The sequence below is a fragment of the Nocardia sp. IBHARD005 genome, assembly GCF_052814245.1.
The window spans coordinates 5,866,154-5,886,075 of the sequence record NZ_CP199935.1 but is presented as its reverse complement, the minus strand read 5'-3'; the positions used below and the strand labels follow the sequence as shown (position 1 = coordinate 5,886,075).

Genomic DNA, 19,922 nt, shown 5'->3' with positions numbered 1-19,922 from the left:
GCCGACATCTCATGCGGCGGGGGTCACAGTGTTGTCTTAGGGGGTGATCGCGTTGCTTACCCCTGGACAGGGGTCCCAGACACCCGGCATGCTCACGCCGTGGCTCGCACTTCCCGGTGCGACTGATCGCCTAGAGCTCTGGTCGAAGGCCGCAGGCCTCGATCTGGTCCGTCTCGGTACCACCGCGACGGCCGAGGAGATCGTCGACACCGCGGTGACGCAGCCGCTCGTGGTCGCCGCCGCACTGCTCGCGTTTGCCGAAATCGTCCCCGGGTCGATTCCGGCCGATACAGTCGTCGCCGGACACTCGGTCGGCGAATTCGCCGCAGCCGCTGTCGCCGGTGTCATCACCGCCGACGAGGCAGTCGCCCTCGCCGCCATCCGCGGCCGGGAGATGGCCAAGGCCTGTGCGCTGGAGCCGACCGGCATGTCCGCGGTGCTCGGTGGCGATGAGGCCACCGTGCTCGCACGGCTCGCCGAACTCGATCTGGTCCCGGCCAACCGCAACGCGGTCGGCCAGATCGTCGCAGCGGGCCGCCTGGAAGCTCTGGCGGAGCTCGCCGCGAACCCGCCGGAGAAGGCACGGGTCCGCGCGTTGCCCGTCGCCGGTGCGTTCCACACCGTCTTCATGGCCCCGGCACAGGAAGCTGTCGCCGATGCCATCGCCCAGATCTCGCCGAGCGACCCGATCCGGACGCTGCTGTCGAACTTCGACGGACAACCGGTCACCTCGGGCGCCGACGCGATCGAAAAACTCGCCGCTCAGGTCACTCGCCCCGTGCGCTGGGACCTGTGCAACGAGACCGTTCGCGCTGCGGCCGTCTCGGCCGTGGTCGAACTGCCGCCCGCGGGCACGCTGGTCGGCATCGCGAAGCGGGAACTGAAGGGCACGCCCAATCTGGCCCTCAAGACCCCCGAAGACCTCCCCGCGTTGGTCGAACTGACCACCTCGGGCTAGCTTTCCCCCGGCGGTCATGCACAGCGAAGTGCAGGCCGTTCACGACCCCACAAATAGAAACAAGAAGGGAGCCACCAAAGTGGCCGCTCTGACCCAGGAACAGATCGTCGAAGAACTCGGCAAGATCATCGAAGAGGTTACGGGTATCGAACCCTCCGAGGTGACCCTCGAGAAGTCCTTCGTCGACGACCTGGACATCGACTCGCTGTCCATGGTCGAGATCGCTGTGCAGATGGAAGACAAGTACGGCGTCAAGATCCCCGACGAGGATCTGGCCAGCCTGAAGACCGTCGGCGACTCCGTCGCTTACGTCCAGAAGCTCGAGGCCGAGAACGCCGACGTCGCCGCCGAGCTCAAGGCCAAGTTCGACAGCGCCGGCGAGTAGGGCCGAACTTTGACCACTCCTGCTCCCAGCACTTTGAACGGGAACTTCCCCAACGTCGTCATCACGTCGATGGCGGCGACCACGTCGATCGCTGGTGATGTCGATGCGACGTGGAAGGGACTCCTCAACGGTGAGAGCGGAATCGACGTTCTCGAGGATTCCTTCATCGAGGAATACGACCTGCCGGTGCGAATCGGCGGTCACCTGAAGGTCAGCCCCGACACCCTGTTGAGCCGGGTCGAGATCCGCCGTATGGCGTATGTCGAGCGCCTGGCGACCGTTCTCGGTCGTGAGGTGTGGAAGAACGCGGGCAGCCCTGAGGTCGACAACGACCGTCTCGGCGTCGCGATCGGCACCGGACTCGGCGGCGGCGACGCCCTGATCGACTCGGTCGACAAGCTGAAGAACGGTGGCTATCGCAAGATCTCGCCGCTGGCTGTTCAGATGGTCATGCCGAACGGTCCGTCGGCGGTCGTCGGTCTCGAGCTGAAGGCCAGGGCGGGAGTGGTCACTCCGGTCTCGGCGTGCTCGTCGGGTTCGGAGGCCATCGCCAACGCGTGGCGGATGATCGTGATGGGTGACGCCGACATCGTCGTCACCGGTGGTGTCGAGGGCTTCATCGACTCGGTGCCGATCGCGGCGTTCTCCATGATGCGCGCGATGAGTACCCGCAACGACGATCCGAAGGGTGCTTCGCGTCCCTTCGACAAGGATCGCGACGGTTTCGTCTTCGGCGAGGCCGGCGCGCTCATGGTCATCGAGACCGAAGAGCACGCCAAGGCACGCGGTGCCACCATCCACGCTCGTCTGCTGGGTGCCGGTATCACGTCCGACGGTTTCCACCTGGTCGCTCCCGATCCCGAGGGCACCGGTGCGGCCAGGGCGATGACGCGTGCGATGCAGACCGCTGGTCTGACCAAGCGCGACATCACCCATATCAACGCCCACGCGACCGCGACGCCCATCGGTGACTCCGCCGAAGCGAACGCGATCAACAAGGCGATCGGCAAGCACGCTTCGGTGTACGCGCCGAAGTCGGCACTGGGTCACTCGATCGGTGCCGTCGGCGCCCTCGAGTCGATCCTCACGGTGCTCGCGATCCGGGACGGCATTGTTCCGCCGACACTGAACCTGGACAACCAGGATCCGGAGATCGATCTCGATGTGGTGCACGGGGAAGCCCGTCGCCAGGAAATCGAGTACGCGATCAACAATTCCTTCGGTTTCGGTGGGCACAACGTCGCGCTCGCCTTCGGTCGGGCGTAAACGCCGCCGACTGCACATCCGATCCCCGGTTGGGGGTCGTGCCAACTGAATGGTTCGACCCCCCACCGGCGGTTCGCCACAGCAGCCGCCGTCGCGGCAATCTTTACGAAGGAGTGAGCGCGATGACCATCATTGCTCCCGCGTTTCAAGACACCACCACAGATCCGCGCGACCCACTGGGTCGGCTCCAACGTTTCTTCGACCCCGGCACCGTCCTGCCGCTGCATCCGCGTGACCGCTCCGGCGTGCTCGCCGCGATCGGCGAAGTCGACGGTGTCCGCACCGTGGCCTACTGCTCCGACGCCACCGTCATGGGTGGCGCGATGGGCGTCGAGGGGTGCAAGCACATCGTCGACGCGATCGACACCGCGATCGAATCCGGCATTCCCGTCGTCGGGCTGTGGCACTCCGGTGGCGCGCGCCTGGCCGAGGGTGTCGAGGCGCTGCACGCGGTAGGCCTGGTCTTCGAGGCCATGGTTCGCGCGTCGGGCCTGGTGCCCCAGATTTCGGTGGTCCTCGGCTTCGCCGCCGGTGGCGCCGCCTACGGTCCCGCGCTGACCGATGTGGTCATCATGGCGCCCGAGGGCCGCGTGTTCGTCACCGGACCCGACGTGGTGCGCTCGGTGACCGGCGAGAACGTCGACATGGAGACCCTCGGTGGTCCCGCCACACACTTCAAGAAGTCCGGCGTCTGCCACATCGCCGCCGACGACGAGGCCGACGCCTTGCACCGCGCGCGGCGGCTGGTCTCGATGTTCGCCGAGCAGGGCGAGTTCGACCTGGTCGCGGCCGAGCACGGCGATGTCGACCTCAAGGCGATGCTGCCGGACTCGCCCAGGCGCGCCTACGACGTGAAGCCGATCGTGCACGAGCTGCTCGACAATGTTGAATCTCCCGACGGCAACACCGAATCCTCGTTCGAGGAACTCCAGGGTGGTTACGCCCGCAGCATGGTCACCGGTCTCGGCCGTCTCGGTGGTCGCACCGTCGGCGTCCTGGCCAACAATCCGCTGCGCCTGGGTGGCTGCCTCAACTCCGAAAGTGCCGAGAAGGCTGCACGTTTCGTGCGCCTGTGCGACGCGTTCGGCATCCCGCTGATCGTGGTCACCGACGTCCCCGGCTACCTGCCCGGCGTCGGCCAGGAACTCGAGGGCGTTGTCCGCCGCGGCGCGAAGCTGTTGCACGCCTTCGCCGAAGCGCGCGTCCCCCGCGTCACCCTGGTGACCCGCAAGATCTACGGCGGCGCCTACATCGCCATGAACGCCCGCGCCCTCGGCGCCACCGCCGTCTACGCCTGGCCCGGCTCCGAAGTGGCCGTCATGGGCGCCAAGGCCGCCGTCGGCATCCTCCACAAGAAGGCGCTCGCCGCCGCCCCCGAATCCGAGCGCGAAGCCCTCCACGAGCGCCTCACCGCCGAACACGAGCAGCTCGCGGGCGGCGTCGAACGCGCCGTAGCCATCGGCGTCGTGGACGAGGTCATCGACCCAGCCAAAACCCGCAGCACCATCGCCGCGGCCCTCGCCTCGGCACCGGCCCGCAAGAGCCACCACAAGAACATCCCGCTGTGATCTGACCGCGGTAGTCGTTCGACGGCCGTCGCCATCCTCCTGATTCAGGAAGTGGCGGCGGCCGTTTCGCTGTCGCTCCACCTGTACGCCGGACGATGCTCCAGCTGTGGGACCGGGGATGCTTCAGAGCAGCCTGTCACTTCCTCGGACGAATATTCGCGTGCATTCGACGCGGTCGGTCCGTAATCTTTCGCCCGATCAGAGGGGTGACGATGGTACGTAGGCGGAGTCCGCAGGAAAAGAAGGCGCTCAGCTATGCCAAGGATCGTCGTAATGGCTACGGCGAGAACGACAAGAGCTCACGCAAGAACATTCCGCGCAACAAGCGAATCCGACACCGCGCCAAGCGCCACCGCGACAGCATCTTCGTCGGAGCTACCGGACCGATCGACCTCGACGTCGCCGAAAGGTGCGAAATCGACCTCTTGGGCACGCGATCGAAGTCGCGGACGGCATCCTGGCGGAAGATGCCGGATATCCCGCTGCGCGAGATGGTTGCCTACAAACTGCGCCGCCGCGAACAACGAGTTGCGATGGCATCGATGCGAGATAGAGGTGGTGCTGGTTCGGCGGGGGGAGGTGGTCGCCGCGCATAATGGCAGGGTGCGCTATGAGGAACTCGCAGACGTCCCGTGCTCGATTACGCGGCCGCTGGTGATCTTCGGTGACCGCTGGACCTTGCTGATTTTGAAGTACAGCTTCGCCGGAGTGCGCCGGTTCAACGCGTTCCAGAGTGCGCTCGGCATTTCGCGAAGCCGGCTGCGTGACCGTCTCGATCGCCTGGTCGAACACGAGATCCTGGTGAAACGCCCCGCCGATGACGGCGCGTACGAGGAATACCGCCTCACCGACAAGGGCCACGCGATCTACCCGATCCTGATGGCGATCCGCGATTGGGGCGACACCTACATGGCACCCGACGGACCGCCGGTGGAGTACCGCCATCGCGGCTGCGCGGGCGAAGCGCACGCACACCTGACCTGCGACGAATGCGCCGCAGAGGTCACCGCCCGCGACATCGAGCCCGAAGCGGGCCCCGCAATCACCTCGCGCGCTATGGACAATTGATCACCAGGCCATGTTGGCGGGTATCGCCCGAGAGGGATCCGCCACCATGGCCTGATGATCTTGATCCGCTAGGAGGTGTGCCAGGTGATCTGGTCTTCGAGGGGGACGCGGGCGGTGCGGAAGGTGTTGATGGGGTGGGCGGGGTCGGGGTGGCCGAAGGAGATGCCGAAGACGACCTTGCGGGTGTCGGGGATGTCGAAGTAGTCGCGGATGAAGGGGGCATAGGAGGCCAGGGCCGCTTGGGGGGCGGCGCCGAGGCCGAGGGCTTGGGCGCCGAGGAGGAAGTTCTCGAGCCAGAGGCCGCAGTCGATGGCGCCGTAGATGCCGAGGTCGGCTTCGGAGGTGACGATGGCGACGTGCGGGGCGTCGAAGAATTCGAAGTTGCGCACCATCTGGCGCATGGTCTTCTCGTGGTCGCCCTTGACGATGCCGACGCTGTCGTAGAGCTGGAATCCGCAGGCCCGGCGACGGTCGCGGTAGACACCCTCGTAGGCGGCGGGGAACTCGAAATCGGGTGTGCTGCCGACGGTTTGGATGTGGTCGAGCAGTTCCTTGCGGAACCGGCCGGTGCCTTCGCCGGTGGTGACCACGACCTGCCACGGCTGGGTGTTGCACCACGAAGGGGTGCGCTGCGCGAGGGTCAGCAGCTGTTCGATCCTCGCGCGGTCGACCTGTTCGGGGGTGAACTGGCGGCAGGTCCAGCGTTCGTCGGCCAGCCGCTGAAGGGTGGCGAAATCGCTGCTGTGGTGGTCGGTCTGCGCCATCGCGCGGCTCCCTCGGTAACGGAGAACTGGTCTCATTTCGAGACTAACTTAGCAGTCGGGTCACCTGTGCGGAACCCGCCGACCCCGCGAATTCGGGCGCCGGCGGGATCGTGGGGAATCTAGGCGCGTCGACGTGCGACAACGAAGATCGCTGTGCCGATGCCGACGAGCAGCGCTACGCCGGCGCCGATCAGGACATAGACGGTCCACGGCTTGGAGACAGCCGGCGAATCACTCACGGCCACCGGCTGCTGCGGTCCCGGCTCCGCACTGGCTCCGATGTAGGTCGGCCCGGGTTCGGGTGTGCCCGACACGGTGAGGTCGAGCCGCACCGGCGTGGGTGCCATGGTGTCCGCGCCGCCCGGCGAGCCGAGCTTGACCGCGAGGTAATACCAGCCGGCCACCGACACGCGCTCCACCTGCGCATCGGAGTTCTCCCGGTTGGCGTATCGGACCGGCACCGTGGCCACGGTGAGTTCGGTGCTCGACGTCCCGGTGTAGACGGTGGTGTCGGAGTCGATCTCCCGGCCCAGCGGCGAGTACAACGAGGTCGCGATATTCGCGGCGGTTCCGTACTTCACCCCGTCGGTCTCCGCGAAGCGCACCCGGTAGGCCAGGCCCTGACCCCAGTCGAGCCGCACCCGGTAGAAGACGTACTCACCGGGCTGCACGGTGTCGCTGTAATTGCCGCTGCCCTGCAGCGTCGAGGCGACCGTGAACGAGCCGCCACCGGCGATCGGCTGTGGGGTGCCGGCCGGGTCGGTGAACGTGACCGGTGCGGTCACCGCGGCGGGGCCGGGATCGGTGACGCCGGGCTCGATACCGACGAGGACCTCTATCGGCAGGCGCGCGGGTGAGCCCTTGGACACGAGGTCCCAATTGAGCTCGAAGTAATAGCGCCCCCCGCCTTTGCATTTGGCGGAGTTGGCGCCGGTGGGTTCTTCGGCCGCACCGTCGAAGACCTTGGCGACGGTGAGTGCGACGCCGTCGCTGGCCGAGCCGCCGAGTTCCCGTTCGCGGATGTTGCAGTCGATGCCGTCGCGCCCGAAGATGCGCAGTTCCAGCGCGTTCATGTCCTCGGACTGGGAGATGTCCTGCTGCCGGGGGAACGAGACGATTCCGGTGAAGTAGGCCGTGGCACCCGCGGGCACGTCGACCGCGTAGAACCGCTTCTCCTGCCGGCCGATGGTGTCGAGGTACTGGCCCGGCTTCGCGACCGGGGCGGTGCGGTATTCGCCGGTGCCGGTGATGGGCGTGCCGGTGGCCTGGTAGTTGCGCAGGGCGGCCGAACTCACCTGCGGCAGAATGCGTTCCAGCGCGGCGCCGTCGGCGGCATCGCTGTAGGTTCCGCCGGTGGCCTGTGCCATGCAGGTGAGCTGGGCGCGCGCCTTGTCGTCGACGGCGAACCCGATCGAATGCACGATCAGGTCGAGTCCCTGTTGCTTCAGCTCCTTGGCGACCTCGCACGGGTCGGGCGGGGAACAGGTGTCGTCACCGTCGGAGACGAGCACGATCGAGCGCGGCCCGGAATCGGGCAGCGCGTCGGCGGCTTGTCGCAGCGCGGTGCCCATCGGGGTCCAGCCGCGCGCGTGGATTCCGTCGACCGCGGCGGTGAGGGCGGGCTTGTCGATGGTCCTCGGCTGTTGCAGCACCTGGACGTCGCGGCAGCCTGCCACCTTGTCCGCCTCGGAATTGCTGGTACCGGTGCCATATGTGGTGAGTCCGACCGAGGATTCGGCAGGCGCCGAGGCGACGAAGCTACGGACGGCCCGCTTGGCGGAATCCATCATGGTGCCGCCCTGATCGGGGCGCTCCATCGAGCCGGAGGCGTCGAGGATCAGCATGGTCGGCGCGTATTGTCCGGGGTCGGCTCGGGCCAGGGCCGGGAGTGACGTGGGCAGCACGGTGAGGGCTACGGCGGTGAGTGCGGCGGTCAGCGTGCTGAGTCTCGGCATCGTCCTCGGCTTCGGTGCAGCGGGGTGAAACCGGACAGACGTTACCCATCGCCCGGTGGCCGCTCTACCCCCTGTAGAAGTGGGGCAACCCACTGTTTGAAACACTCGATCGCGTGTGCGCAGGTGAGGCCGTTGGGCTGGGTCTCGGCTCGTGCCTGCGGTGCATCTGGGCAGTTCCGGGGCACAATTGAACGCATGGCTTTGCAGGCCCGCGACGCGCAGGAGCGCAAACGGCACGGCAGGCACTACACGCCACCGGACCTCGCGCGGTTCCTGGCGCGACGGGCGCTGCGGTACGTGCCACGCGCGGCGACGCTGCGTGTGCTCGACCCGGCCTGCGGGGACGGCGAGCTGCTACTGGCGGTGCATCGGGAAATCGCCTCGAGCGCAACGGATGTCGCGGTGCACCTCACGGGATATGACCTCGATCGTCAGGCCATCGACGAAACCGCCGGGCGGGCCGCCGCGCTCGGCGTCGAAATAGACTGCCGTGCGGGCGATTTCCTGGCGGCTTCGGCTCAGCTGGCCGACGGCTCGTTCGACTTGATCATCAGCAATCCGCCCTACGTCCGGACGCAGCAGCTGGGCGGCGCGACTGCCCAGCTGCTGAGCAAACAGTTCGGCCTCCGCGGGCGGATCGACCTCACCCACCCCTTCGTGGCCATCGCGCCGCGGCTGCTGGATGCCGGGGGAGTGCTCGGATTGCTCTGCGCCAACCGGTTTCTCACCACGCGGGCCGGGGCGAACCTGCGCCGGATCCTCACCGGTGAACTGACACCGGTGGAGCTCTACGACCTCGGTGACACCAAACTCTTCACCGCCGCGGTGCTGCCCGCGATCACCATCGCCCTGCGCGCCACCGGCCCACCCGACTGCCGCTACGTCTCGGTCTATGAGGAACTGGGAGCCGAACCCGATTGCACTACCGAGCTTTTCGACGCGCTGGCGGGCGAGGACGCCTGTCTCGTCGGTGCCGGGGGGCGGGTGTTCGCGGTGGAGGTCGGCGTGTTGGCGACGGGCGAAGGGCGCGAATCCGCGACCATCGCGACGCTCCCGGCAGACGGGCCCGACCCGCCGCGGCCGGCGAGTGTGCTGGTCGACACGCCTCCCGACTCGCGAACAGTCGACGGTGGCCGGTCCGACCGGCACGGCGACACCGCATGGCGCATGTCGCGCCCCTCGGTCGATCACTGGCTCGGCCGGATCGCCGATCGCACCTGGCATTCGTTCGGAGAGGCCACGCGCATCAGGGTGGGGATCAAGACGACGGCGGACCGGGTGTTCATCTCGGACCGGTGGGAGCAGATGGATCCGACGCCCGAGCCGGAACTGTTGCGGGAGTTGATCACTCACCACGATCTGCAACCGTGGCGTGTCGCGATGGCGCGTGGCACGAGGGTGCTCTATCCCTACGATCTGCTCGAGCCCCGGCGGACACCGATCGATCTCGCGGAATTTCCTTGTGCGGCCGAGTATTTACGGTCCCACGAACAGGTGCTGTCGGGCAGGCGTTACGTCCTCGACGGTGGCCGGAAGTGGTTCGAGATCTGGGTGCCACAGCGTCCGCACCTCTGGGGCGCACCGAAATTGGTGTTCCCCGACATCAGTGAACGTCCACGGTTCGCCCTCGATCGGTCGGGCGCGGTCGTCAACGGTGACTGCTACTGGATCTCGCTCACCGACCTCGGCGCGGGCCGAGCGGCCATCGACCTGGCGTATCTCCTGATGGGTGTGGCGAATTCGGCGCTGGGGTTGCGTTTCTACGATGCTGTCTGCGGTAACCGGCTGTACTCGGGGCGCCGCCGCTGGATCACCCAATACGTAGCGCGACTGCCGCTGCCCGATCCTGCCGGTGCGGCCGGGGGTGAGATCGTGCGAAGGGTGCGCGCGCTACTGGAAGATGGTGTGCCGGTCGCTGATTCGGGCATCGATGAGGTGGTGGCGGCGGCGTTCGGGGTGTCAGCCGATATCGCGGATGCCGACCATCGGTAGCAGTGTGCGCCGCGCGAACTCCCGTCCGGCCGCCGGATCGTCGAGCGGAATGAGCCCGTCCGGGGTCAGCGCCAGCGACAGGGCCAGGCGCGCCATGATCTCGGCGACCAGGTCGGGATCGAATTCGGGCACCTGCAGCTCGCGCAGCTTCTCGGCCAGATACGCACGCCCGACGGCGAGGATCGGTCCGGCCTCGGTGGTGAGCCGGGGCAGGATGATCTCCGGTTCGGTGCTGAGCAACCGGCGCAGCAGTTCATTGCCCGCGATGGTGGTGACGAAGGCGACGAAGATCTCGACGAGCTGCTCGTCGGGTTCGGTGACCGCGCGTACCCGCTCGTCGATCTCGGTCACATAGCGCTGTGCCTCGCGTACGCCGACGGCTTCGACCAGCTCGTTCTTGGATTCGTAGCGCCGGTAGAGGGTGGCCGGGCTGATGCCGGCCCGCCGCGCGATCTCGCCCATGCTTGTGCGTTTGATCCCGAAGTCCAGAAACGCCGACAGCGCACTGTCGAGCAGCTTCTCCCCGTCGGTGACGGGTTTCTCGAGTATCCGCGCGAGGATCGACGAAACGGTAGGCATTACCCCATTATCCCTGTGGGGGCAGATCCAATGCTGCCATCTCCTGCTCGATCGCATTGGCCGCGAAATGAACTCCGTGAGAACGGAGTTCGTGAACGCGGGATTGGAGTGCTTCGATGCCTCCGGGCTGGGCGGCGATATCGGCCACGCTGAGCCGTCCTGTCGCTCGGCGCACACCGGAATGCACGTATGCCACCGTGATACCTCCTGCCTCGCGTATCCGGTGCCGATCGCTGATCTCATGATCGCCACGCAATACGCAGGACAAATGCTATCAGGGATATCTACTGGACACTTGCTCAGTATGATGGGTCACAACACCTCGGCGTCGCGATGGTTGGTCAGATTGTGAAGATACACCGCCGCGTTGAGCTTGATCCCGTCCTGTTGGGCAGAGGTGAGCTCGCGCCGCACCTTGCCCGGCACGCCCGCCACGAGCGAGCCGGGCGGAATCTGCGCGCCCTCGGGAATCAGCGCATTGGCAGCGATCAGGCTGCCTGCACCGATCACCGCGCCGTTGAGCACCGTCGCGCCCATGCCGACGAGGACATCGTCGCCGATGGTGCAGCCGTGCAGAATCGCGTTGTGTCCCACCGAGACCCCGGTGCCGACAGTGAGCGCGAAACCGGGGTCGGCGTGCAGCACGCAGCCGTCCTGGATATTGGTGCGTGCGCCGATGCTGATCTGTTCGAGGTCGCCGCGCAGCACCGCCGAGTACCAGACGCCGACCTCGGCGCCAAGGCGCACCCGGCCGATCACGGTCGCGGTCGGCGCGATCCAGGCAGTGTCGTCGATCTCGGGAGTGAACCCGCTCACCTTGATGATCATGAACGCCATTATTGCGCCGTAACGCGGAACCGCGCTCGGTGGGCCGTCTCAGGCCTGCCGAGCATGCGGTGGAAGTGGTGGCGCAGGCTCACGGTGCTGCCGAAACCGGTGTCGCGCGCAACCCGGTCGACGGTGTCGTCGGTCGATTCCATCAGTAGCCGGGCATGGTCGATGCGCGGCTGTAGCGAGTCGCTGGACTGCCTCGAGCGCACCGACCCCTTCGCCGATCGCGCGTGTCAACCGATCGTGCCGGCGCGGGTGAAATGTTTTCGGTGTGAGCGGCGATTCAACGAATAGTTCTGCTATCTAACATCTTTCGTAGACCTACCCCGTGTCAGGTGCGGGTCTGTGGGCTGAGGAGAAGGCATGTTGCCGAACTTACTGCGGGGCCGCCGACGACTACCACCGTTGCGGCGACCGCCCGGAAACCATCTCGAGCCCGGCGGCTCCAGTCCCCGCGTAGCCGAGTCGGCCGCGACACGCGATCGAGGCGGCGGCTGAGCTTCGGCGCGGGTCCTAGGCTTGCCGGATGACGCGAACGGGCGTAACCGTCGGGGTACCGACGGAGGTCAAGCCGCAGGAGTTCCGGGTGGCGCTCACGCCGGCGGGCGCCGCCGAACTGGTCGCCCACGGGCATGAAGTGCTCGTGCAGGCCGGTGCCGGTGTCGGGTCGGGATTCGCCGACGACGACTACCGCGTCACCGGTACGCGGATCGCGGCCGACGCCGATCAGGTCTGGGCTCGGTCGGATCTGGTGGTGAAGGTGAAAGAGCCTGTCGCGCAGGAATATTCGCTGATGCGCCGCGATCAGGTGCTGTTCACCTTTCTGCATCTGGCGGCATCGAAGGCATGCACCGACGCGATCCTGTCCTCGGGGATCGTCGCCATCGCCTACGAGACCGTGCGCGGGGCCAACGGATCACTGCCGTTGCTCGCACCGATGAGCGAGGTGGCGGGCAGGCTGAGCGCCCAGGTCGGGGCCTATCACCTGATGGCGCCGATGGGTGGCGGCGGTGTGCTGCTCGGGGGTGTGCCCGGGGTGCGACCGGCCGACGTGGTGGTGCTCGGCGGCGGCGTCGCGGGGACGAACGCGGCGAGTATCGCGGTCGGGATGGGCGCTGGGGTGAGCGTGCTCGATACGAATCTGGCGCGGTTGCGTGAACTCGACGCACGCTTCGCCGGCCGGGTCGGAACCCTCGCCTCGCACGCACTCGAGATCGAAAAGGCCGTGGTCGCGGCAGATCTGGTGATCGGGTCGGTCCTGGTACCGGGGGCAAAGGCGCCGAAATTGGTATCCGACGAACTCGTCGCGCGGATGCGGCCCGGCTCGGTACTCGTCGACATCGCCGTCGATCAGGGCGGTTGCTTCGCCTCCACGCGGCCGACGACGCACGCGAATCCGACCTTCCCCGTGGCTGATTCACTGTTCTACTGCGTGGCGAACATGCCGGGCGCGGTGCCGCACACCTCGACCGTGGCACTGACCAACGCCACACTGCCGTTCGCGCTGGTGATCGCGGACAAGGGCTGGCGCGGAGCATGCGCCGCCGACCCCGGTCTGGCGGCGGGGCTCACGGCGGTCGACGGCAAGCTGCTGTCCGCCGAAGTCGCGGCCGCGCACGGGTATTCGCTCGGCGCGTGACGGCGACCGCCCGTCGGACATGTGGTTGCCAGGCGATGGCGCACACATCGCCCAGCGGAAATCTGCGGCAGTGCTTGATGATCTAGGTCTGTGTCCGACGTCTATTCGCCGCCGCCCAGGTACCAGTCCGGCGCGCCCTCGGTGGGCAGGTCGCGGAGCTTGTCGGGGTTGCGGACGACGTTGATCGCTACGACCCGACCGGCGTCGATGACGAACGAGAAGACGCCCATGGTGGTGCCGTCGAAGACGATCAGGCCGGGCATGCCGTTGACCAGCACCGCCCGGCCCCAGCCGTTCGCGGTGTTGTACCAGCCGAGCAGCATCTTGGCGATGAGCTCCGCGCCGCGCACCGGCTGACGGATGGCGGGCACCTTGCCGCCGCCGTCGGCGGTGAGGACCACGTTCTGGTCGAGCACCCCGAGCAGCGAACTCAGATCACCCGAGCGCCAGACCAGCGCGAACGCCGAGACGACCTTCTCCTGTTCGGCCGGGGAAGCGGGAAAGCGTGGGGTGCCGTTCTCGACATGCTTGCGCGCGCGGGAGGCGAGCTGGCGGACCGCGGCGGGAGTGCGCCCGACTACCTCGGAGACCTCGGGGCCGGTCATTCCGAACACATCTTGCAGCACGAACGCGGTGCGTTCGGCGGGCGACAGCGACTCGAGTACCACCAGGAGCGCGGTGGTGACACGTTCGTCCTGGGAGATGCGGTCGGCTGGGTCGTCCCAGGAAGTGACTTCCGGTTCCGGCAGCCACTCGCCCACGTACTGTTCGCGGCGGGCGCGCGCGGACCCGAGCTGGTCCAGGGCGAGGCGGCCGACGACGGTGGTGAGCCAGGCGCGCAGGTTGTCGATCTCGTCGGCCTTACCCGCGTCGAACTGTCGTTGCAGGCGCAGCCACGCGTCCTGCACCGCGTCTTCGGCGTCACTGATGCTGCCGAGCGTGCTGTAGGCGAGTCGCCGCAGGTAGGCGCGATGTTCCTCGAAGCGGCGGGCCAGTTCGGCCTGATCGTGAGGCTGCGGTGAGGTCATGGTGTGCGCCTGTTCGGTTGATCTTGCTCGGTCCCGGCGAGTCCAGAAGTGCCGTCACCGTGATGACGAAACAGTGGTCGCCGGTGTGACAACCCCGGCGACCGCTACCCTCGGCCGGTGCGGAAAGCGACATCGACGGCGGCCGGGCTGGTGCTGGGATTCGTGCTCGATCGGGTATTCGCCGATCCACGGCGCTGGCATCCCGTGGCCGGATTCGGTTCGGCGGCAGCGGCATTGGAGAAGGTGACCTATGCCGACGATCGGCGAGCCGGGATGGTGCACGAGGTGATCGCGGTCGGCTCAGTCGTCGGAATCGGTCTGCTAGCCACCCACGGTACGGGGCCGGGCGGTCGCGGCGGTGTGCTGGTGACCGCGTTGGCGACGTGGACCGCGCTGGGTGGTCGCAGCCTCGTCCGCGCCGGGCATGCCATGGCCGACCGCCTCGAGGCCGAGGATCTCACGGGTGCCCGCGAACTGTTGCCGTCGCTGTGTGGGCGCGACCCGTCGGTCCTCGATGCCGATGGACTCGCGCGCGCCGCTCTCGAATCCATCGCCGAGAACACCTCAGATGCGGCTGTCGCCCCGTTGCTATGGGGTGCGGTCGCGGGGGTGCCAGGGGTGCTCGGTTATCGCGCGGTGAACACTCTTGACGCGATGATCGGCTACCGGAATGAACGGTACGAACGGTTCGGCTGGGCTGCCGCTCGTACCGACGATGTCGCCAACCTCGTCCCTGCCCGTGTCACTGGGTTGCTCACTGCCGCCCTTGCGCCGCTCGCCGGCGGGAATCCGTCGGGTGCGTTGCGCGCATGGCGACGCGATGCGGCCGATCACCCGAGCCCCAACGCGGGGGTCGTCGAAGCGTCCATGGCAGGAGCCCTCGGTATTCGGCTGGGTGGGCGCACTCAGTATCGCCATGGCACTGAACTTCGACCCACCCTTGGTGACGGTCCGACACCCACGGCGGCGGACCTGCGACGTGCGGTGCGGATGTCGGCGGGTGTGCAAGTTGGGGCGCTTGCGGTGGCTGTTGCGGTCAGCGTGCTGCGGCGTGCGGGATAGCTCGTACGGGGTGGGGTTGGTAGTTGTGGCGTTGAGGGACCACCTCACAGCTGCGGCGCACACGACGCAAGGCCGAGAGCCAACAGTCGAGCTCCCGGACGACCCGCTGAATATCCGGGGAGGCGGATCAGTTGCGGCCGTAGCGGTCGGCTAGCCGGGCTTCGGTGGTGGGTCGGGCTGGGGGGCCCGTAGTTGGCGTCGTCGGCGCAGACGGTTGGGCTCGGTCCCGGCGGCGGGCTCGGAGTTCGGCTACTACGAAATAGCCGAGGCCGAGGGGAGCCATCAGGCCGAAGGCGAGCCATTGGAGGCCGTAGGAGAGGTAGGGGCCCGCGTCGAGCTGGGGCAGGGGGGTGGGGGTGAAGGCACCTGGCTGGTTGTCGGCCAGCTGGAGGTAGCCGCCCTTGTCGGTGCCGGTCGGGATGGGGGTGAGGGGAGTGCCGAGGACGGTGGATTCCTGGGTGGTGTCGACCGTGTACACCTGGCGGTAGCCGTCTTGGGTGCTGGGAGTCTTGTCGGGGACCACGCCCTCGGAGGCTCGGACTCGGGCTTCGATGCGTTGCCTGCCCGCGGGTGGGTCCGCGATCGCGGGTGGGCGGGTGCCGTCCACGGAGGCAACCAAGCCGCGGTCGACCAGGAGGGTGCGGCCGTCGTCGAGGCGGAAGGCGGCCAGGACCGCATAGCCGGGGGCACCGTCGAGGTGGCGGAGCCGGACCAGGACGGTCGACTCGGGGACGAAGGTGCCGGTCGCGGTCACCTTGCGCCATTCGGTGTGGGTGCCGGTATCGCTGTCCAGGACATCGGTGACGGCCACGGGGTCGGCTTGCACGGAGTCGGCGATCAATCGGTTGCGGTGTTCGGTGCTGTCGTTCTTGCCGAGCTGCCATGGCGCCAGGACCGTGAAGCACAGGTAGGCGAAGGCGGCGACGATCACTGCGAGGATCAGCCAGCTGGGGCGCAGCAGGAAGGTGAGCTTGCGCATCAGAGCTGCACGTCGGCGGGTTTGCGGGCGTCCAGTTCGGCGTGCACCCAGTCGAGCAGGCCGGGGATCGCGGCCTCGATCTGGTCGCGAACCAGGTCGAAGTCGGACTGGTCGCCGTAGTACGGGTCCGGCACGTCGGAGCCATCGGCCGCGGGGTCGAAGCTGCGCAGCAGTCTGCGCTGGTCGGTGGGGACGCCGCGATGCGCGAGCTCGCGGTCGTGCCCGGTGTCCAAGGCGATGATCAGATCGGCGGCACTGTGCTCGGGACCGAAGGTCGCCGCGGTGTGCTCGGTCGGGTAGCCGGCGCGGCGCAGGGTCGCCTCGGTGCGCGGGTCGGCCGCATCGCCGACATGCCACGAACCGGTACCCGCGCTGCTCACCCGCACCCGGTTCGCGAGACCGGCCCGGTAGAGGTGCGCCTCGAACATCTTCGCGGCCATCGGTGACCGGCAGATATTGCCTGTGCAAAGGAACGAGACATGTAGTGGACCCACGGGAGCCATTGTCGCCCGTGGCGCCGAATCGCCGCCACGTAGGGTGTGCAGTTGTGCTCGAGGACTCCGTCGACCCCGCGATGTTGCGCCACCACGGCGACGTGGAGGCGCGCCCTGGCATGCTCGATTTCGCGGTGAACGTCCAGGGCGTCACCCCACCCGCCTGGCTGCGCGAACGCCTCGCCGCTCGTCTCACCGACCTGGGCCGCTATCCCAGTTCCGACGACGACCACACTGCCCGCGTTGCCGTCGCCGCCCGCCACGGCCGCTCGCCGGACGAGGTACTGCTGCTGGCGGGCGCCGCCGAGGGGTTCGCGATGCTGCCACGCTTGGCACCCCGCCTCGCCGCCGTCATCCACCCGTCCTTCACCGAGCCCGAACTGGCACTTCGCGAGGCAGGTGTCCCGGTCACCCGGGTGGTCCTGGAACGGCCGTACACCCTCGACCCCACCCTGGTCCCCGAAGAAGCCGACCTCGTGGTCGTCGGCAACCCCACCAACCCCACTTCGATTCTGCATCCCGCCGAGACGATTCAGGCCCTTCGCCGCCCCGGCCGGATCATCGTGATCGACGAAGCCTTCGCCGACGCGGTCGTTGGCCGGTGCTCGCCCTCTGGCCTCGCCGACGAGCGCACCTCGAGCCGGTTGCCATCCGGCTCGACCGGCATTGATGGCGATCCCGCGTTGGACGGCGGTCTGTTCGGTCAGCGCCGAGCCGACGCTGGTGGTCCGGCCGATGTGCGATCCGGTGGCATCGCGGATACGCGCTCGGGTGAGAATCTGCCCGGTGTGAGTCCGGCCGTTTCTGGTGAGCCGGAGTCGTTGGCAGGTCTTTCGGCCCCCGATGTCATCGTTTTGCGCAGCCTCACCAAGACATGGGCGCTGGCCGGTTTGCGTTGTGGCTACGCCCTCGGTGCTCCCGAAGTCCTGGCTCGACTGGCACATGGCCGCCCGCACTGGCCGCTCGGCACTCTCCAGCTCGAGGCGATCATCGCCACCGCCGAACCCTCCGCTGTCGCCGAATCCCGGCAGCACGCGCACCGCATTGGCGCTGACCGCACCGCCATGATCGACCGCCTCACCGCGCTCGGCCTCGACGTCCACACCCCGGCCACCGGGCCCTTCCTTCTCCTGTGCGTCCCCGACGGCGCTCTGGTACGCAAACGGCTCGCCGACCGCGGTATCGCAGTCCGCCGCGCCGACACCTTCCCCGGACTCGGTCCCGACCACCTCCGCGTAGCGGTTCGTGGTGCCGCCGAAGTCGACCGGTTGATCGACGCTCTGAACGCAGCACTGTGGTGACCCCCACGACGACCATTCCCACGCGACGAAGGAGGCGGCGGTGACCGACCTGGCCGAACTGATCGGAGTACTCGACGCGGCGTACCCGCCGAGACTGGCCGAATCGTGGGATTCGGTGGGGCTCGTCTGTGGTGACCCCGCACAGCAGGTCACCAAGGTGGTGTTCGCCGTCGACGCGACCGCCGCTGTTGTCGACGAGGCGATCGGTTGGGGTGCACAGGCTTTGGTCGTGCATCATCCGCTGCTGTTGCGCGGGGTCGACACCGTCGCCGCCGATACGCCGAAAGGCGCACTGCTGCACCGGTTGATCCGATCCGGCTGCGCCCTGTTCTCCGCCCACACCAATGCCGACTCCGCCGACCCGGGTGTCTCCGACGCGCTCGCCGCCGCCGTCGGCCTCACCGTCACCGGCCCGTTGGATCCCAAACCGCTTGCCTCCGTGGATAAATGGGTCATCCAGGTGCCCCAGACCCACACGGCTTCCTTGATGTCGGCCTTGTTCACGGCGGGCGCGGGCGCGATCGGCGACTACCGCGAAGCAGCCTGGTACACAGCGGGAACCGGCCAATTCCTGCCGATCGCGGGTGCCAACCCGGCGATCGGCGCGATCGGCACCGTCGAAACCCTCACCGAGGACGCCGTCGAGGTGGTCGCGCCCCCGACCTCCCGCCTCGCGGTCCTCGCCGCCCTGCGCGCCGCTCACCCCTACGAGGAACCCGCCTACCACGTCACCGAACGTGCACCTCTGCCGTCGTCACTCGGCATCGGCCGCATCGGCGAACTCCCACAGCCCGAAACCCTGGCCGAATTCACCGCCCGCGTCGGCGTCGGCCTGCCCCGCACCGTCTGGGGTGTGCGCGCCGCGGGTGATCCGGAACGCATCATCGAACGCGTAGCCGTCTGCGGCGGCGCGGGTGATTCCTACCTCAATGCGGCCATCCGAGCCGGTGTCGACGCCTATCTCACCTCCGACCTGCGCCACCACCCCGTCGACGAACACCTCCGCCGCGGCGGCCCCGCCCTCATCGACGCCGCCCACTGGGCCACCGAGTTCCCCTGGTGCGGCCAGGCCGAACAGTTCGTCAACACCGCCCTGCCCGCGGTGCAGACCCGCGTCTGCACGCTGCGCACCGACCCGTGGACGGTCAGCGGCTAGTTCCTCGCCGCCGGTATCCCGAGGTAGACGGACGCGCGCCGAGCACATTCGGTTCGGCGATGTCTTCGGGTCATGGCGTGATCACACGCTGCGGCGCGGTACGGTTGATCGATCCATCCGTCCACTGTGTTCAGGAGTTCGTGCGCGTTGAATGTCGAACCGTCGGTCCAGACCAAGCTGTTGCAGCTCGCAGGTGTCGATGCCGAGTTGACGCGCATCGCCCATCGCCGTTCCGCGCTGCCCGAGCAGCAGGAAGTGGCACGACTGGCGGCCGAGCGCAACGGCTACAAGGACGCGGCCGTGGCGGTGGAGATCGGCATCGACGATCTGGACCGCGACATCCGCAAGCTCGAGGGCGAGGTCGACGCCGTCCGCAAGCGTGAGGACCGCGACCGCGGCATGCTCACCGCGGGCACCGTCGCCGCTAAGCAGCTCTCCGAGATCCAGCACGAACTGGGCAGCCTGGAGCGTCGCCGCTCGGTGCTCGAGGACGAGTTGCTGACCGTGATGGAGCAACGCGAGGCGATGCTCGCCGACCACGATCACGCGGGTGCGCGGCTCAGCAAGGCCGACCACGACCTCGAGGACGCCGAACGCCTGCGCGATGAGGCGATGGCCGATCTCGAAGTGGCACAGCAGCGCTGCGAGAAGGATCGCGCCGAGCTGATCGGCCTGTTCCCCGCCGACCTGATCGCCGTCTACGACAAGCAGCGCTCGGCGCACGGTGTCGGCGCGGCCCTGCTGCAGGCTCGCCGCTGCGGCGCCTGCCGGATCGAGATCGACCGCGGCGAGATGCAGCGCATCGCCAAGGCCGCGCCCGACGCGGTCCTGCGCTGCCCGGAGTGCAGCGCGATCATGGTGCGTACCAAGGAATCGGGGCTGTGATCGCGGCGGTGC

At 67.9% G+C, this 19,922-nt stretch carries 20 protein-coding genes; 12 read left to right on the top strand and 8 right to left on the bottom strand.

What is annotated here, in order from left to right:
* Positions 1 to 43: 43 nt before the first annotated feature.
* From ACTWPB_RS27575 to ACTWPB_RS27550, 6 genes are all read left to right on the top strand, one after another.
* Positions 44 to 958: an ACP S-malonyltransferase gene (locus ACTWPB_RS27575; RefSeq protein WP_446223398.1), complete on the top strand. Its 915-nt coding sequence runs from the start codon at positions 44 to 46 to the stop codon at positions 956 to 958.
* Positions 959 to 1,037: 79 nt separating this feature from the next.
* A complete protein-coding gene (gene acpM / locus ACTWPB_RS27570; protein ID WP_056821158.1) occupies positions 1,038 to 1,343 on the top strand; it encodes a meromycolate extension acyl carrier protein AcpM in 306 nt (101 codons plus the stop codon).
* A 9-nt stretch (positions 1,344 to 1,352) separates the two neighbouring features.
* The gene (locus ACTWPB_RS27565) at positions 1,353 to 2,609 is read left to right on the top strand and encodes a KasA/KasB family beta-ketoacyl-ACP synthase (protein ID WP_446223397.1); all 1,257 of its coding nucleotides are present in this window, start codon (positions 1,353 to 1,355) and stop codon (positions 2,607 to 2,609) included.
* A 122-nt stretch (positions 2,610 to 2,731) separates the two neighbouring features.
* The gene (locus tag ACTWPB_RS27560; protein WP_446223396.1) at positions 2,732 to 4,177 is read left to right on the top strand and encodes an acyl-CoA carboxylase subunit beta; all 1,446 of its coding nucleotides are present in this window, start codon (positions 2,732 to 2,734) and stop codon (positions 4,175 to 4,177) included.
* Positions 4,178 to 4,389: 212 nt separating this feature from the next.
* Entirely contained in the window at positions 4,390 to 4,773 is a 384-nt protein-coding gene (locus tag ACTWPB_RS27555; RefSeq protein ID WP_446223395.1) for a hypothetical protein, read from the top strand.
* A gap of 7 nt (positions 4,774 to 4,780) precedes the next feature.
* Entirely contained in the window at positions 4,781 to 5,245 is a 465-nt protein-coding gene (locus tag ACTWPB_RS27550) for a winged helix-turn-helix transcriptional regulator (RefSeq protein ID WP_446223394.1), read from the top strand.
* 68 nt (positions 5,246 to 5,313) lie between these two features.
* On the opposite strand, the gene ACTWPB_RS27545 is transcribed toward ACTWPB_RS27550, so the two are convergent.
* On the bottom strand, positions 5,314 to 6,009 hold the full coding sequence (locus ACTWPB_RS27545) for a nitroreductase (protein ID WP_446223393.1): 696 nt from the start codon (positions 6,007 to 6,009) through the stop codon (positions 5,314 to 5,316).
* Between the two features lie 119 nt (positions 6,010 to 6,128).
* Positions 6,129 to 7,964, bottom strand: a complete 1,836-nt coding sequence (locus ACTWPB_RS27540) for a vWA domain-containing protein (RefSeq protein WP_446223392.1) — start codon at positions 7,962 to 7,964, stop codon at positions 6,129 to 6,131.
* A 195-nt stretch (positions 7,965 to 8,159) separates the two neighbouring features.
* Here ACTWPB_RS27540 and ACTWPB_RS27535 point away from each other — a divergent pair, with 195 nt between their 5' ends.
* Positions 8,160 to 9,956, top strand: a complete 1,797-nt coding sequence (locus ACTWPB_RS27535) for an Eco57I restriction-modification methylase domain-containing protein (protein ID WP_446223391.1) — start codon at positions 8,160 to 8,162, stop codon at positions 9,954 to 9,956.
* Here ACTWPB_RS27535 and ACTWPB_RS27530 read toward each other — a convergent pair.
* From ACTWPB_RS27530 to ACTWPB_RS27520, 3 genes are all read right to left on the bottom strand, one after another.
* The gene (locus tag ACTWPB_RS27530; RefSeq protein ID WP_446223390.1) at positions 9,924 to 10,535 is read right to left on the bottom strand and encodes a TetR/AcrR family transcriptional regulator; all 612 of its coding nucleotides are present in this window, start codon (positions 10,533 to 10,535) and stop codon (positions 9,924 to 9,926) included. The genes ACTWPB_RS27535 and ACTWPB_RS27530 overlap by 33 nt on opposite strands.
* A gap of 312 nt (positions 10,536 to 10,847) precedes the next feature.
* Positions 10,848 to 11,363 carry a gamma carbonic anhydrase family protein gene (locus ACTWPB_RS27525; protein ID WP_378919252.1) on the bottom strand — a complete coding sequence of 172 codons (516 nt, stop codon included), beginning with the start codon at positions 11,361 to 11,363 and terminating at the stop codon, positions 10,848 to 10,850.
* Between the two features lie 8 nt (positions 11,364 to 11,371).
* Entirely contained in the window at positions 11,372 to 11,575 is a 204-nt protein-coding gene (locus tag ACTWPB_RS27520) for a helix-turn-helix domain-containing protein (RefSeq protein WP_446223389.1), read from the bottom strand.
* Positions 11,576 to 11,892: 317 nt separating this feature from the next.
* On the opposite strand from ACTWPB_RS27520, the gene ald reads away from it, so the two are divergent.
* Positions 11,893 to 13,005 carry an alanine dehydrogenase gene (gene ald, locus ACTWPB_RS27515; protein ID WP_446223388.1) on the top strand — a complete coding sequence of 371 codons (1,113 nt, stop codon included), beginning with the start codon at positions 11,893 to 11,895 and terminating at the stop codon, positions 13,003 to 13,005.
* Between the two features lie 101 nt (positions 13,006 to 13,106).
* Here the strand turns inward: ald and sigJ are convergent, their stop codons facing one another.
* Positions 13,107 to 14,033, bottom strand: coding sequence for an RNA polymerase sigma factor SigJ (gene sigJ, locus ACTWPB_RS27510; RefSeq protein ID WP_446223387.1), 927 nt, complete (start codon positions 14,031 to 14,033; stop codon positions 13,107 to 13,109).
* Positions 14,034 to 14,150: 117 nt separating this feature from the next.
* Here sigJ and ACTWPB_RS27505 point away from each other — a divergent pair, with 117 nt between their 5' ends.
* Positions 14,151 to 15,095: a cobalamin biosynthesis protein gene (locus ACTWPB_RS27505; protein ID WP_446223386.1), complete on the top strand. Its 945-nt coding sequence runs from the start codon at positions 14,151 to 14,153 to the stop codon at positions 15,093 to 15,095.
* A gap of 127 nt (positions 15,096 to 15,222) precedes the next feature.
* Here ACTWPB_RS27505 and ACTWPB_RS27500 read toward each other — a convergent pair whose 3' ends face one another.
* On the bottom strand, positions 15,223 to 16,074 hold the full coding sequence (locus tag ACTWPB_RS27500) for an SURF1 family cytochrome oxidase biogenesis protein (protein WP_446223385.1): 852 nt from the start codon (positions 16,072 to 16,074) through the stop codon (positions 15,223 to 15,225).
* On the bottom strand, positions 16,074 to 16,577 hold the full coding sequence (locus ACTWPB_RS27495; RefSeq protein WP_446223384.1) for a low molecular weight protein-tyrosine-phosphatase: 504 nt from the start codon (positions 16,575 to 16,577) through the stop codon (positions 16,074 to 16,076). The genes ACTWPB_RS27500 and ACTWPB_RS27495 overlap by 1 nt, the downstream gene beginning before the upstream one ends.
* 71 nt (positions 16,578 to 16,648) lie before the next feature.
* On the opposite strand from ACTWPB_RS27495, the gene ACTWPB_RS27490 reads away from it, so the two are divergent.
* The 3 genes from ACTWPB_RS27490 to ACTWPB_RS27480 all read left to right on the top strand — a co-directional run bounded on the left by ACTWPB_RS27490 (position 16,649) and on the right by ACTWPB_RS27480 (position 19,910).
* Positions 16,649 to 17,869 carry an aminotransferase class I/II-fold pyridoxal phosphate-dependent enzyme gene (locus ACTWPB_RS27490; protein ID WP_446226506.1) on the top strand — a complete coding sequence of 407 codons (1,221 nt, stop codon included), beginning with the start codon at positions 16,649 to 16,651 and terminating at the stop codon, positions 17,867 to 17,869.
* A gap of 40 nt (positions 17,870 to 17,909) precedes the next feature.
* Positions 17,910 to 19,025 carry a Nif3-like dinuclear metal center hexameric protein gene (locus ACTWPB_RS27485; protein WP_446223383.1) on the top strand — a complete coding sequence of 372 codons (1,116 nt, stop codon included), beginning with the start codon at positions 17,910 to 17,912 and terminating at the stop codon, positions 19,023 to 19,025.
* 147 nt (positions 19,026 to 19,172) lie between these two features.
* Positions 19,173 to 19,910: a zinc ribbon domain-containing protein gene (locus tag ACTWPB_RS27480; RefSeq protein ID WP_446223382.1), complete on the top strand. Its 738-nt coding sequence runs from the start codon at positions 19,173 to 19,175 to the stop codon at positions 19,908 to 19,910.
* The last annotated feature ends 12 nt before the right edge of the window (positions 19,911 to 19,922 follow it).